The sequence below is a fragment of the Rhizobium sp. TRM95796 genome (assembly GCF_025779995.1).
GTDB lineage: Bacteria > Pseudomonadota > Alphaproteobacteria > Rhizobiales > Rhizobiaceae > Rhizobium_E.
In genome coordinates this window covers 58540-71838 of record NZ_JAOXHE010000015.1, presented here as the reverse complement: position 1 = coordinate 71838, position 13299 = coordinate 58540, and the positions used below count along the sequence as shown (strand labels likewise).

Genomic DNA, 13299 nt, shown 5'->3' with positions numbered 1-13299 from the left:
GGCCGGGAGCGCACTCGACCGGCAGTGTTGAGTTATCTGTGGTGTCTGGGGGGTTAAGCCCGGGGATCAGGTGGCGTGCGTAAATGATCGCGCCACCGATCACCCGAGTCAGTGGCTTATCGGCGGTGGCGGGACGATGCCGACCCGAAAGCTACGATCTGACTTTTCCCTGCGCCCTGCCCTTGCGATCTCGTCACTTGTGGAGACATCGACGTCAGATTGATGTTGGCCGACGGGCGGCGTGCTCCTGAGGCCACCTTGCACCCCCCTCCCCTCACCGAAGCGCTGACGCTCCTCAAGCCGGCGCAACCTCTCCCGTGCCGTCGTGAGATTGTCTTCTGTCAGCTTCTCATAGACAGCACGGATGCGGCGGACATGATCGCTGGCGCCGGCCACGCCAAGAAGATGATCGAGATGGCCAAGGTTCCAGATCCCGGTCTTCGTGTCCGTCCGCTTCCCAGCGGCTTCCAGGATCACAACGCGGACCTCATCGATCACAAGCCGCTGATGATCTTTGTAGAGAAGATCAGGTGTGACGAGTCCAGCCGCCAACATCCTTTGCCTGAGCTCGATGATGCGCTGCAATTCGTATGACCCGAGGCTGCGCTTGATATCGACCAGATAGGCGACTTTGCTGATGCGGTCGACGAGGATCAGATCCGCGACATAGATCTTGCGCGTTCGGCCATCGGCATCAAGCGTGAGGCCTCTGAACAGGGTCTCAGGATTTTTATCGACGAGCTCCAGGGCGTCTTCCCTGACCGGCAGGCGGACCTGGGTAAACACCACCAAGTTGGGATTGCTCTCAGCGATGGCGGCGATGACCTTTTCGAGCAGACGGCCTTCAGCAACGCTTGCGGCATTCGCAAGACTTGCGAGCCCGGCGATCCCGCCTTCGAGCAGCTTCGAGATCGCCTCGACGGAAAGGCTGCGGGCGATCTCATCACGCACGAGCTGGTCGAGAGTCTGCCCGAGCGTGCTCTCACCGTGATCGGAAGAGGTATCAGGATGGCCCGCGGCGGAGCCGGCTGAGCCAGGCGAGGCGCTGAGGCTATGGTGCTGAGCAGGCATCTGGGTCGAAAGAGAGGAAGCGGACGGATGGGGTTTTGGCTTCATAAGTCTTCTCCTGAAGGCGACTCTGGAACAGATCGTGCCGGACGGCCGAATGCAGAAACAATTTCCGCATTCGTCAGCTGAGACGCGGACGCATAAAGCTCGCCGCGGCCGACTTTGATCAGATGTGAGGATGGTGATCAGCGACGCTCGAGCCGCACATACTGCGTGGCGCAGCGGCATACGGGTGCGTGAGCGCCGGTGGCCGGGTCGCAGACGAATGCCGGATCGACGACAGCTCCGGCCGCGACAACAGCAGTTTCGAGGGAGGCCAAGGGAGAAGATGCTTCCAGGGGGGAAGCGGATTGGGTATGGCTGTTCATAGCCTGTGGTCCTTTTAAGCCAAGGATTGCGGGTCAGGCCCTCGTCGGAATTGCCGTTCCGGCAGGGGCCGCTTTTGTTTAGCAAGATTGCCGTCTTGCTTGTACATGACCATATGGGGCTCGGCTGGGTTGCTGCAAGTGAAAAAAGAACATTCCAGGAACTAGGCCGCGGCTATGGTTAACAGCTGACGCGGCTAGCTAGAAAGCATCTCGGTCGGCTCGCATAAACAGACCTGAGTTTTGCCTGGATGCACCGCGTGTTCAACAATGCGGACCTCGAAAGGGCTGGATATGTGAAGTCCAATACAGCGCTACTCACGTGGCTTCCAAACTGGCAAACTGGCGGTTGCCAACAGAGGTCGCAGTCTTTCGGAGATCGATATCGACTAATATTTCGGGAACGTAGAAGGCGACGGGACGCCGGAACGACCGGCCGGCGAACCGAAGAAGTTCTCGTGTACAGAATGGCCCCGCCCGGAGGGGCGAGGCCTTGGTCGCGACCAACGGAACATCAGGTCTGGGGCGCGACTGAGACCGGACCGCGCGTGGGCTCCTGGACAGACGGGAGCGGCTTCTTCACGAAGAACGGGCGCTTGCCCCACTCCATCTTTGGTAGGCTGTCCTGGACAGGCTCGCCAAGATCGAGTGCAGCATAGATCGCGGCGGCTCGCGTCTCTGGATCTTCGTCTACCGGCGCCAGATCGACCGAAACCTCGCGTTCCTCCTCCACCGCGAAAGCAACGTCAACTTCAAAGGCGTGCTGATGGTCATCTTCGGCTAGTGCCGGGACCTCGGCGGGTTCGAGCCGACCTCCAGCGGAGGTTTGAACCTCCTCCTCCGCCCTATCCTCTGCTTCGATCGCATTGGCGACGCCGGGGCGCGCTTGGTTGATGTCGAGTGACTTGCCGTAGACGACAAACTCCAGGACCGGCAGCACTGTATGCTGAAGCCAAGGCGCCACATCTGCTTTTGCCGGCCAACGCGCCTGAGAGCTCAACTGTTCCAGAACCTGATAGGCTTTGCGCCAGCTCATTGCATCCTCAAGTCCGGTCTTGCGGGTGACGTCTTCGAGGCGTGTCACAGACCAGATCAGCATGTAAGCGGAATGAGCGTCGTCAGTGATTTTTGGCGCCAGCTCTTGGCGGCTGAGTTTATGTCCGCGGACATGGAGAGCGAGCGTTCTCACCAGGACACCGAGGATTGCCTTGCAATGCTCGATCAGCTTGACGCCGTCAGCATTGATCCGCTCGGCCGCAACCCCGCGGAGACCGGAGAGCCCGCCGCGGTTTAGTGCCGGAGCTCGTGGCTTGGACGTCTCTCCGATTGCTTCAGCGACCATCCGCCGGACAGCGCTTCCCTTAAGTGGCTTGCCGTCGCGAGCAGCGTCGAGAACCATCTCGACAATTTCGCTTGGCCCCCGCGCAAGAACATAAAGAACGGTCTGGGCGATGTCGGCTTCGACAAGTTCCTTTCGATATTCCGTCAGGCTCCGTGCGACCGACATATAGTTCCATGCCGTGCGGGCGGTGAGCCCAGTCGGCTTCAGGAACTTACTCCACGACTTCTCCGGCACTGCTTCTTGAAGCGGGATCAACGCGGCCCCGATCGAGAAGACGTTGTCGGCATTCTTGCGCACGAGACGGATCACGGCGTCGCGGCCGGCAATGAGATCGGCTCCCGGTTCGAACGCGGGTTCCTTGATCCTGGGCGCAGCAGCAACAGGGCGGGTCTTCGCAACCGCGGCAGCTGTCGCACGCTTCTGACTCCCGGTCTTCTTCTTGGCAGTGCGCTTCTGCTTGAGAGCGCGCGTGCCCGTTGCGCGCTTCACATGAAGCTCCGCCGCGAGCGCATCGAGCGTAAGGCCGCGCAAATCGAGGGCGGCGGCGGAAGCGAGGGTCTTTTCTAAGGTCTGTGTCATGTCTTTCTCCTAAGGATGATGATGTTGTATGTCAGTAGATCAACCTAACGACATGTACATATGGTCACCCTAAAAGATGAAAGGCGCAAATAAGGCAGGTTGTACTTCGATTTAAATAATTTAAAAAGTCGCGAATACGTGAGTTATCCACAGTGAATACATTGGGAAATCTGGCTCAACAAAAAATCTGAAACTAAATTTTTAGGACATCTCGTGAATCGCGGATTCGGACCCCAAAACCTCGAAAAACAAGCCCGATCCATTCCGAAAGCATACAGGTCCACCCACTGCAGGTTGTTGCGCAGGCAGTGAGTTATTGATTGCATGGAATGTGGCGGAGCACCTAATAAGAGTTTTTTGTAGCTCGGACGGAAAGCTGGTGACCGAGGGACTGCGTCAGTGATTCAAAGTGAATATTTCATAAGAGTGAGATTGCCACTGCTCAACAAAGGGGCGAGTTGCAAACTGGCGCCGCAGCTTCTTAACCATTGTCGCGTGAGCAAGGGCCCATCAATTAATCGTGCTGTGATGCGCTAGGAAGCTGCGCTCTTGGAACATAACTTTCAGAATGCGCATGCTTAGCGGTTAGCTAAATCGTCTGGCTAGGATTTAACGATGAGCCATGCCTCGAAATGCCAACCCTCGAAGGCGTTCTTTCATTTGCGCTTCAGCTTTGCGGCTATGACATCCAGAATATTCGCTGCGCTCCACACGATTATGGATTTAACCCCGCTCATGGTCACCCGGTCGTTAGTCAAGAGAATAGGAGGCAGGTCCTGCGGTAGTCGATCGCCCGCACGGGCCGAGAGCATCCAACAACTGGGTGGGAATGGTCGATGCATAGGACCTATATCGATTCTTGTTTTTCGACGCCGGCAACATCGAGGCCGGAGGTGCAACGATTTTCCCATGCCGGGCGACCGCGGAAAATGCTGGCGCGGAGCCGGTGTATGTCACGCATGCGGGCTGTACAGCTTTGCCCTTTGGATTCTTGATGGAGACAAGGCGCATCCGGCAAATCTCCCTTGCGCTAGTGACGCAAGGGAGATTTGCCGGGACTGTGAGGTCGGATCTACTTCCAAAAGTGCTAGCTGCTGATTCCAACTTGAACTGCTAGACCCGAAGGAAATCAGGTGATGCGGGTGTGTCACGAACCAGGGAATGTGTAAGTAACCGCTTTTTTGATCAGAGCCTTGCATGGGGTTAAGTTGCGGAATTGGCTTACAGAAATATGAATTGATCCGTTAGCGGTTCGTGTTGGGGCTGAGGTGTTTAGAGTTTGTTAACTTTAAATTCCTTGCCGAGTATTCAGAATCGGGCGATAGTTGCGTAAATAATGGCCAAAACGCCATTTTTTTGAAAGTTAAGCCACTTAGGAAACAGTTTGCAAAATGAGCCATCCGCAGCCGAACCGTTTTGATCTGGAAATCGCCGAACAGGGTTCGAAGATCTCGGGGGCTCTCCATATGCTGCGTAGCCAGCAGTACCCGCCTGACGCCCGTAAGGGACTTCGCAAATTTCAGATCGGCGAAGTCGCCGATTTCATGGGGGTAACTCAGAGCCATCTTCGACAGATTCATTCTGAGGGAAAAGGCCCGGAAATTGAGTCAGTCGGTGGTCGGCGCTACTATACGGTTGATCAAATGTTGGAACTTCGCGAATACCTTGAGGCGAACAAAAAGTCGGACAAGCGATATTATCTCCCGAAGCGCCGTTCCGGCGAGCCCATGCAGGTCGTCTCTGTCGTGAACTTCAAAGGTGGAAGTGGCAAGACAACGACGGCAGCCCATCTTGCGCAGTATCTTGCTTTGACCGGCCACCGTGTCCTCGCGGTCGATCTCGACCCCCAGGCATCTCTGACTTCGCTATTTGGTATCCAGCCCGAGCTAGATGAGACCTCATCTCTCTATGAAGCTCTTCGGTTCGACGACGGGAAGAAACCCATTGAGGAAGTCATTCAGCCGACGAACATTCCGGGCCTCGACGTTGTCCCGGCCAACCTGGTTCTACAGGAATATGAGTACGACGTCCCGCTCGCGATCTCCTCGAGAAAAGGTGACGAAGGCCGGCTTTTCCATATGCGGATTGCCAATGCGCTGAAGGCAGTCGACGATCGTTACGACGTCGTCGTCATCGACTGCCCTCCTCAACTCGGTTATCTGACAATCACGGCCCTTATGGCCTCGACGGGTATTCTGATTACGATCCACCCTCAGATGCTAGACATCATGTCGATGAGCCAATTTCTCATGATGCTGGGTGGTATATTGACCCCAGTGGCGGAGGCTGGAGCAGAAATCCGAATCGAATGGTTTCGCTATCTTGTCACGCGGTTCGAGCCTACTGACATTCCGCAAGCCCAGATGGTTGGCTTCATGCAGTCACTGTTTGCTCAGCATATGCTGAGAAATCACGTGCTCAAGTCGACCGCGATTTCAGATGCTTCGATTAAGAAGCAGACGTTGTATGAGGTCGAGCGCGGTGACTTCGTGCGTTCGACATATGATCGAGCAATCGAGAGCCTTAATTCGGTGAACGGCGAGATCGTGGAGCTGATTCACAGCGTGTGGGGGCGAAAGTGATGAATTTGTCAGCCGTTTTTTTTCAAACTTTTGATTGGCGCATCAACCTGTTATCGGAGTTGAACAGCACAAAGGGAGACAGCAATGTCGCGTGAGAACCCTTTCGCAAAACTAGATCTCTCGTCCATTCCTGCTGGAAAATCGTCGGTAAAGCCTGGCTACGCTATGACTGGTGCTGCCAAGACTGTCGTACGGTCCATCGAGGATCTCGCTGAGAACACCAAAAAGCTTATGGAAGGTGAAGTGATCGTGGATTTGGATCCGCGATCTCTTGATGGTTCATCTGTATCTGACCGACTTTCCGACAACGACGAAGAGTATCAGGAGCTAAAGTCAGCAATACGAGCGACCGGCCAAACCACGCCAATCCTCGTGCGTCCCATTGGAAACGGCCAGCGATACATGGTGGTGTTCGGACATCGCCGCCGGAGAGTCGCCGAAGAACTGGGTATCCCCGTCAAGGCAGTCGTCAAGAAGCTAGACGACATCACCTCAGCCATCGCACAGGGCCAGGAGAACTCTGCACGCTCGAATCTTTCCTTTATTGAGCGGGCTTATTTCGCACAGAATCTAATTGCAGCCGGGATGGGGAAGGATGTCGTCAGATCGTCGCTGGCAATTGACGAAGCTATGCTTTCCAAGATGCTTGGAGTAATCGAAATCGTCCCTGAGCCTGTCATCAAGGTGCTTGGAGCTTCCAAGAAGATCGGCAGAGATAAATGGTTAAGCTTGCGGCAAATGCTGCTTGCGCCTGCCCTGCGTCGGGTGGCCACCGATCACGTTGCGACGGCTGATTTCCTAGCGATCCCGGAGGATAAGCGTTTTGATGCACTTCACGACTACGTGAAGCGCTACAAAACCAAGTCTTCCGTTAAGGCTCCGAAGCCTGTCGAATCTAACAAGTCTTGGATGTCGAACGACAAGTCTTTGAGTTTTGCAATGAGTGCCAAGTCGAAGAAGGTGGCGATCGAGCTTTCTAGCGTGGAAGCGAAGCCCTTCAGCGACTGGCTTTCGAGCCAGATGGACCATCTGTACGACGAGTACAAGCGGTCGAAGCCCAACACTGATGGAGACTAAACCGCAAAAGAAAAAGGCCCCCGAACGGTAAACCGTGGAAGCCTCTCTCGTTATCCTTAGCAAGATCGAGAATCGCATTTCCCGGAATTGCAGTCAAGAGTCTTTGACACCGATTTGGTGAGCGTTTTTCTTTTGCCTAGAGAAAGGTGAGAGAGAAATGCAGACGGTACATGTGACGACGCCCTTTGGGCGGCGATCGATGACGCTTGCTTTGGTGAAAAGTCAGCTTGATGTCAGTGCGTCGAAACCGACACGTCGAGTTGAGAAGTGGAAGGTGTTTCGTGATATTAGCGAAGCACGTGAGCGCTTTGGACTCCAGGATAGAGCCCTTGCTGTCTTGGACGCGCTTCTTTCCTTCCATCCGGACAGTGAACTAGACCCCGAACAAACGTTAGTCGTCTTTCCCTCGAACGCGCAGCTTTCTGTGCGCGCCCATGGTATCACAGGCACAACGCTGCGTCGGCAGCTGTCGGCACTCGTGGAAGCGGGCCTGGTACAGAGACGCGACAGCCCTAACGGAAAACGTTACGCCCATCGCAATCGCGATGGTGAAATTGAGCAGGCTTTTGGTTTTGATCTTGCCCCGCTTGCAGCACGTGCAACAGAGATAGCCGCGCTTGCCCAGGAAGTAGCGGCAGAACGCAAGCGATTTAAGCGCGCGAAGGAAGCCCTGACGATCTGCAGACGTGACATTCGCAAGCTGATTTCGGCTGCTCTCGGAGAGAATGCCAGCGGCGACTGGGGCGCGATCGAGGCTGTTTATGTCGACATCTTGGCAAGGCTCCCGCGCAATGCGAGCCGCATCGAGGTCGAGGCGACTCTTAATGAGATGTCCATTTTGCGGGATGATGTCGTCAACCGATTGAAAAGCCTATTAAATGCTGAGAATATGGCTTGCAATGATAGCCAATGTGGATGCCACATACAGAATTCAAATACCGAGTCTATCCATGAACTTGAACCTAGCTCTGGAAAAGAGCAGGGCGCAAAGTCTAGACGGGAACTGCAGTTGTCGCGAAGTGCGACGCCGGCTCGTCGCATCGAGCCAATGAAGCTGTTTCCCCTGACCATGGTGCTGCGCGCCTGCCCGCAGATTATCGACTATGGTCCGGGAGGCAAGATTGACCATTGGCGTGATCTGCTGGCGGCAGCAATAGTTGTGCGATCGATGCTGGGCGTCAGCCCGTCCGCATACGAGGATGCTTGCTACACCATGGGGCCGGAGAATGCCGCTGTGGCGATGGCATGCATTCTCGAGAGAGCAAACATGATCAACTCGGCCGGTGGATATCTTCGGTACCTGACAAGGCGTGCGCAAGATGGGGAATTCTCTCTTGGGCCGATGCTGATGGCGCTACTGAGAGCCGGTGGATCGACCGATAAGCTCGCTGGCTAGGGAGTCACGTTGATACGCTCGCCGATAATCGTCCCTGCGGTCCCGACGCGGGACCTTGTCAGCCGTTTTTTTCGGCGACTTATTGCATAAATTCAGTGTGTTGAACGAGTTGAAGGCACATCTTCACGAGCACACCGGCGATCCTGATCGTGGGATAGCGTCGCGTCAACACTCTCAGTCGAGCAGTCTGGAGGCGCGGCCGCTGCGGCGTTGGGCATTGTTGTAGTAGCTCGACGCCTGCTGCACCGAGCGATGCCGCGACTGCTCCATCGCTTCCGGTAGCGGAATGCCGCGATTGGCGGCCTCGGTGAGATAGCCGGAGCGCAGGCCATGGGCGGAGAACTCGCGCGGATCGAGCCCGGCGAGCTCCGCCCGCTGCTTGACGATGTCGCTAACGGCCTTGGGATCCAGCGCCCGCCGGGAAAGATTGCCCCAGCGATCAATCGAGCGGAAAATGCTTCCGCCCTCGATCTTCGAGGCTCGTAGCCAGGCGTTTAGCGCGTCGACTGGGCGGCCGGTGAGATAGACGATCTCGTCGCTTGCCGCCGAACTGTTTTTTGTGCGGCCGAGATGAATGGCGAGCGAGGGAAGGGAGCCTCCATCCACCTTAATCGGCTCTTCCGGCGCCAATTGCTCCACCCGCAGTCCCGCGATCTCGCTCCGGCGCCGTCCACCGGAGGCGAAGGCGACCATCAGGAGGGCGCGATCGCGGAGATCGCGCAGACTATCGGTCCTGCAGGTGGACAAGAGTTTGGCGAGCACATCGCCGGTCACCGCCTTGGCGCTCTTGCGGCGCCGGGGTCGAACACTGGCCCGGACGGCGAGCTTGATTGCAGATTTGAGGGCAGGGGAGGCGAAGGCGCCCTCAAGCCCGCGCCATTTCGTCAGCGTCGACCAGGTGGCGAGCCGACGCCGCACTGTATCCGGCGCATGCGGACCGTTGGCGCGGAGAAAGCCCTGCAGACGCAGCTTGTCCTCCACATCCGCCGGCATGCCATGCAAGGGATCTGTGAGGCGGCGTTCGGGATCCCAGAGGTGATGGGCGACGAACTTCAACAGCAGCGCCTCCGGCGCCGGCCAGGGCAGAGCGTTGCCGGTTGAGGCCAGAGACCAGGCTTGCAGATAAGCAAGATCGGAGGTCAGCGCTCTGAGCGTATTGGCGCCCATGCCTTCATTGACGAGATGACGAAGCGTCTCGACATCCTGATCGCTCAGCAGTTCCGCTAGCTCGTCGCGCCGTTCCATGGGCAGGACTGCGGCGATGGTGTCGAGCGTGGCGGCGCGGCTGGAAACGGGACCTTTCATATGGAGCGACCTCAGAAGCTAGTTTGCCTATGCGGCGCTGACCTGCCTTGCCCCCGGCTTAAGGTAAGGGAGTTCATTGATTGCGCGCCACCGCTTCAAAAATCTGTAGACCTTCGGCGACCGCGGCGTCCGCGAGTTTTCGGTCAAGCGTTGCGAGCGGTAATCGTTCAAGCACAGCAAGAGCAAGATAGGCTGCATCATACGCGCTCAGCCGATATTTCCGCGACAGGCGCACTACTTCGGTGTCGTCTGATGAACCGGCAAACTGCAGCGGCAGGCTGCGGAAGCGGCTCAGCGCCGCGTGCACGAAATCGTCAGAAATCCTGCCGCGCCGCTCGGCATTGAGAAGGATGCTACGAATTTCGTGACGCAGCAGATCGGGCGCTATGGCGTCCTCGTCCGCCAGACGCGACATTGCCTGTTCAGCGAGCAGATTGGTCTCGTCCGGCAACAACCATGCGCCGGCGATCGAGGCATCGACGATGAATGTCATCAGCGGCGCCCCTCCTGCTTCCAGGCCTCAATCTCATCGCGGCTGACCGGGCTCGCTTGGAGGCGCAGCGCGCGGACTGCGTCGATCGCGGCCAAACGCTGCCGACGCTCGTCGATCGCCACCAATCGGGCGACCGGATCATTGCCGCGCGCTATGATAAAATCTTCGCCTGCCTCTACCCGCGCCAGCAGGTCTGACAGATGCGTTTTCGCTTCGGCGACTTTGACGGTAACAGTCATGGCAATGGCTCCATGCAATTAGTTTTCGTTCAAGATAAAGGGTGAAAAGAAATTGGTCAATGGGTTGACCATATAGCATACGATAAGGGTTACTTATCGATGGTTAGAGCCCCAACCCATAATCATACCATGTGGCGAACGACAACATTAATATAGAGTTCTTTTAGAAAATCATTTACCATAATTTCAATGACTTACGATCTCGCGAAATTGCCCATCTCAAACTTGCTTCGGCCCGCTTTTGACGCCGGCGTCGCGCTCACCCGTCTCGATGAGCGGATTGCGCGCTCGCTGGTCGGCGTCGGCTTCCTTGAGCGGCAAAATTTCGCCGACGCCTGTGCATCTCTCTGGATCGACGGCGAATTGGTGCACCTCGAAGACCTCGTCCTCCACGACGCCTTTCGTGATACCCGCACTCCAACCCACGAGCTCACCATCGCCCGTGACGTTCTTCGTACCCGCCGGCGGATTTCCGGGCAATTGCCGGATTGGGCCCTTTCCGCAGACGGTATCCGGATTTTACGACAAACGTCGGACACCGGTGCGAGCGGCGTCGAAGCTGCGGCGCCGGCCGACGTCCTGAGCCTCGCGGTCATCGTCGATGCGGAAGGGGAGGGGGAGGGTGTTGATGACGTCGAAACTCTTCCCGGCGTCGACTTTGCCGCCATCGATGCGACGTTGGCGCGATCGTCGGCCGCAATCGACAATGCAACACGGCCCAGCCGCGCTGGCGGCCGTGCGACGGTCAACCGTCATGACAAGGACCCGATGATCTATGATCTTGACTGGGACGAAGATGCCCGGCTCGACGAATGGCGCGGCGTGTTGCGACAGGCAGAAAATTTGCCGGCGGTGTTTTGGGCGATTGTCGCCCTCGATGCCTGGAACGAGCTGGCCGTGCTTCAGCACGCCCCCTGGCTCGGCCGCCTGTTTGCGGCGTCGATGCTGCGCGAGGCCGGCATCACCACCGGCGCTCATCTCGCCGCCATCAATCTCGGCCTGAAAACCATTCCGGTCGATCGACGCCGTCACCGCGACCGGGAAACGCGTTTGCTTGCCATCGCCCACGGGCTTTTGGCGGCCGCCGAGATCGGCATCAAGGAGCATGGCCGGCTGACGTTGGCGCGGACGATGCTTGACCGAAAACTGGAGGGGCGGCGCACCTCTTCGAAACTGCCGGAGCTGGTGGAGCTGGTGATGGCCAAACCGCTGGTGTCGGCCGGGATGGTGGCGAAGACGCTGGATGTGACGCCGCAGGCGGCGCGGCGGATCGTTTTGGAACTGGGCTTGAGAGAGATGACGGGGAGGGGGAGGTTTCGGGCGTGGGGGATCCTGTAGGCACATTTAAACAAAAAGCGAGATTGACGGCGGACGCCGGGGCCTCGCGCCCGGTTGACGTGCGGTTTTCCGTTAAATGCGGTGATCAAGATGAAGTCATGACGAAACCTGGATTGAAACCCGCAAACTCGCCCTGATGATGTAAAGCAACACGGTGCTCGAGGCTGAGGAGATTTATGTCGATCATTTGTTTCAGAGGACCACCATGGAGCAGCCGGAGCACCTCTGACAAAGCCAAGGTGGCTGCCACCGACCCACGAACGGTGCGCCCAATGCCTTTCCTGCCAGCAGAGTCATGCCACAGCGACTTCAGACGCATGGAAATCATGACAGGCGACGTCCGCCGGCGACGGTGGACAACCGAGCAGAAGCTGACCATCATCGAGCAGAGTTTCGAGCCGGGCGAGACGGTGTCGTCCACTGCTCGCCGCCATGGGGTTGCGCCCAATCTGCTGTATCGGTGGCGCAGGCTGTTGAGCGAGGGAGGCGCGGCGGCGGTGGATTCAGATGAGCCGGTTGTCGGCAATTCGGAAGTGAAAAAGCTGGAAGATCGCGTCCGCGAGCTGGAGCGGATGCTTGGCCGCAAGACGATGGAGGTCGAAATCCTCCGCGAAGCCCTTTCCAAAGCGGACTCAAAAAAACGGATATCGCGGCCGATCTTGTGGCCGTTGGACGGTTCCCCATGAAGACCGTTGCCGAGACGCTGGGCGTTTCCCGCTCCAACCTCGCCGAGCGGTTGAAAGGCATGTCGAAGCCGCGTGGCCGCTACCAAAAGGCTGAGGATGCGGAACTTCTGCCTGATATCCGCAGGCTTGTGGATCAAAGGCCGACCTATGGCTATCGGCGGATCGCCGCGCTTCTCAATTGCGAAAGGCGAGCCGCCGATAAGCCTGTCGTCAACGCCAAACGGGTTCACCGCATCATGGGCAACAACGCCACGCTGCTCGCCAAGCACACGGCCATGCGCAAGGGCCGCGTTCATGACGGCAAGGTCATGGTGATGCGCTCGAACCTGCGCTGGTGCTCGGATGGGCTGGAATTCGCCTGCGGAACGGCGACGTCGTCCGCATGGCGTTCATCATCGACGCCTTCGACCGCGAGATCATCGCCTGGACAGCGCTCGCCAATGCGAGCATCTCCGGCTCGGACGTGCGCGACATGATGCTGGAGGCGGTCGAGAAGCGCTTCGGAACGACGCGGGCTCCACAGTCGATCGAGCATCTCTCCGGCAATGGCTCCGCTTACACCGCGCGAGACACGAGATCGTTCGCCTAGGCGCTCAATCTGACACCCTGCTCCACGCCGGTCGCCAGCCCGCAGTCGAACGGCATATCGGAAGCTTTCGTGAAAACTCTGAAGCGAGACTATATCCGCATCGCTCAAATCCCGGACGCAGAAACAGCGCTCCGGCTCATCGACGGATGGATCGAGGACTATAATGAAATCCATCCCCCTTCCGCGCTCAAGATGGCTTCCCCTCGGCAGTTCATCAAGGATAAATCAACCTAGCCGACA

10 protein-coding genes and 1 pseudogene are annotated in these 13299 nt (G+C 57.5%); 5 read left to right on the top strand and 6 right to left on the bottom strand.

The features are described from left to right. Positions 1-108: 108 nt before the first annotated feature. Positions 109-1116, bottom strand: a complete 1008-nt coding sequence (locus tag OCK01_RS24345; RefSeq protein WP_263826192.1) for a hypothetical protein — start codon at positions 1114-1116, stop codon at positions 109-111. Positions 1117-1947: 831 nt separating this feature from the next. Beyond that, the gene (locus tag OCK01_RS24340; RefSeq protein WP_263826191.1) at positions 1948-3354 is read right to left on the bottom strand and encodes a hypothetical protein; all 1407 of its coding nucleotides are present in this window, start codon (positions 3352-3354) and stop codon (positions 1948-1950) included. Between the two features lie 1391 nt (positions 3355-4745). On the opposite strand from OCK01_RS24340, the gene repA reads away from it, so the two are divergent. From repA to repC, 3 genes are all read left to right on the top strand, one after another. Continuing rightward, a complete protein-coding gene (gene repA, locus OCK01_RS24335; protein WP_263826190.1) occupies positions 4746-5936 on the top strand; it encodes a plasmid partitioning protein RepA in 1191 nt (396 codons plus the stop codon). An 84-nt stretch (positions 5937-6020) separates the two neighbouring features. Next, positions 6021-7013 carry a plasmid partitioning protein RepB gene (gene repB / locus OCK01_RS24330; protein WP_263826189.1) on the top strand — a complete coding sequence of 331 codons (993 nt, stop codon included), beginning with the start codon at positions 6021-6023 and terminating at the stop codon, positions 7011-7013. Positions 7014-7170: 157 nt separating this feature from the next. After that, entirely contained in the window at positions 7171-8409 is a 1239-nt protein-coding gene (repC, locus tag OCK01_RS24325) for a plasmid replication protein RepC (protein ID WP_263826188.1), read from the top strand. 174 nt (positions 8410-8583) lie between these two features. On the opposite strand, the gene OCK01_RS24320 is transcribed toward repC, so the two are convergent. The 3 genes from OCK01_RS24320 to OCK01_RS24310 all read right to left on the bottom strand — a co-directional run bounded on the left by OCK01_RS24320 (position 8584) and on the right by OCK01_RS24310 (position 10446). Continuing rightward, complete coding sequence (locus OCK01_RS24320; RefSeq protein WP_263826187.1) at positions 8584-9714, bottom strand: tyrosine-type recombinase/integrase; 1131 nt, start codon at positions 9712-9714, stop codon at positions 8584-8586. A gap of 73 nt (positions 9715-9787) precedes the next feature. After that, positions 9788-10207, bottom strand: coding sequence for a type II toxin-antitoxin system VapC family toxin (locus OCK01_RS24315; RefSeq protein ID WP_263826186.1), 420 nt, complete (start codon positions 10205-10207; stop codon positions 9788-9790). Next, complete coding sequence (locus OCK01_RS24310; RefSeq protein WP_263826185.1) at positions 10207-10446, bottom strand: type II toxin-antitoxin system Phd/YefM family antitoxin; 240 nt, start codon at positions 10444-10446, stop codon at positions 10207-10209. The genes OCK01_RS24315 and OCK01_RS24310 overlap by 1 nt, the downstream gene beginning before the upstream one ends. 180 nt (positions 10447-10626) lie before the next feature. On the opposite strand from OCK01_RS24310, the gene OCK01_RS24305 reads away from it, so the two are divergent. Beyond that, a complete protein-coding gene (locus tag OCK01_RS24305; protein WP_263826210.1) occupies positions 10627-11784 on the top strand; it encodes an RHE_PE00001 family protein in 1158 nt (385 codons plus the stop codon). Positions 11785-11869: 85 nt separating this feature from the next. Here the strand turns inward: OCK01_RS24305 and OCK01_RS24300 are convergent, their stop codons facing one another. Further along, complete coding sequence (locus OCK01_RS24300) at positions 11870-12112, bottom strand: hypothetical protein (protein ID WP_263826184.1); 243 nt, start codon at positions 12110-12112, stop codon at positions 11870-11872. On the opposite strand from OCK01_RS24300, the pseudogene OCK01_RS24295 reads away from it, so the two are divergent. After that, a pseudogene (locus tag OCK01_RS24295) lies at positions 12102-13293 on the top strand (IS3 family transposase). The gene OCK01_RS24300 and the pseudogene OCK01_RS24295 overlap by 11 nt on opposite strands. Positions 13294-13299: the final 6 nt, after the last annotated feature.

What these genes read in the sequence shown, in the direction of transcription:
- repC (WP_263826188.1), top strand. Translation starts at nt 7,171, where the DNA reads ATGCAGACGGTACATGTGACGACGCCCTTTGGGCGGCGATCGATGACG.
- OCK01_RS24300 (WP_263826184.1), bottom strand. Translation starts at nt 12,112, where the DNA reads ATGATTTCCATGCGTCTGAAGTCGCTGTGGCATGACTCTGCTGGCAGG.
- repB (WP_263826189.1), top strand. Translation starts at nt 6,021, where the DNA reads ATGTCGCGTGAGAACCCTTTCGCAAAACTAGATCTCTCGTCCATTCCT.
- repA (WP_263826190.1), top strand. Translation starts at nt 4,746, where the DNA reads ATGAGCCATCCGCAGCCGAACCGTTTTGATCTGGAAATCGCCGAACAG.
- OCK01_RS24320 (WP_263826187.1), bottom strand. Translation starts at nt 9,714, where the DNA reads ATGAAAGGTCCCGTTTCCAGCCGCGCCGCCACGCTCGACACCATCGCC.
- OCK01_RS24310 (WP_263826185.1), bottom strand. Translation starts at nt 10,446, where the DNA reads ATGACTGTTACCGTCAAAGTCGCCGAAGCGAAAACGCATCTGTCAGAC.
- OCK01_RS24315 (WP_263826186.1), bottom strand. Translation starts at nt 10,207, where the DNA reads ATGACATTCATCGTCGATGCCTCGATCGCCGGCGCATGGTTGTTGCCG.
- OCK01_RS24345 (WP_263826192.1), bottom strand. Translation starts at nt 1,116, where the DNA reads ATGAAGCCAAAACCCCATCCGTCCGCTTCCTCTCTTTCGACCCAGATG.
- OCK01_RS24340 (WP_263826191.1), bottom strand. Translation starts at nt 3,354, where the DNA reads ATGACACAGACCTTAGAAAAGACCCTCGCTTCCGCCGCCGCCCTCGAT.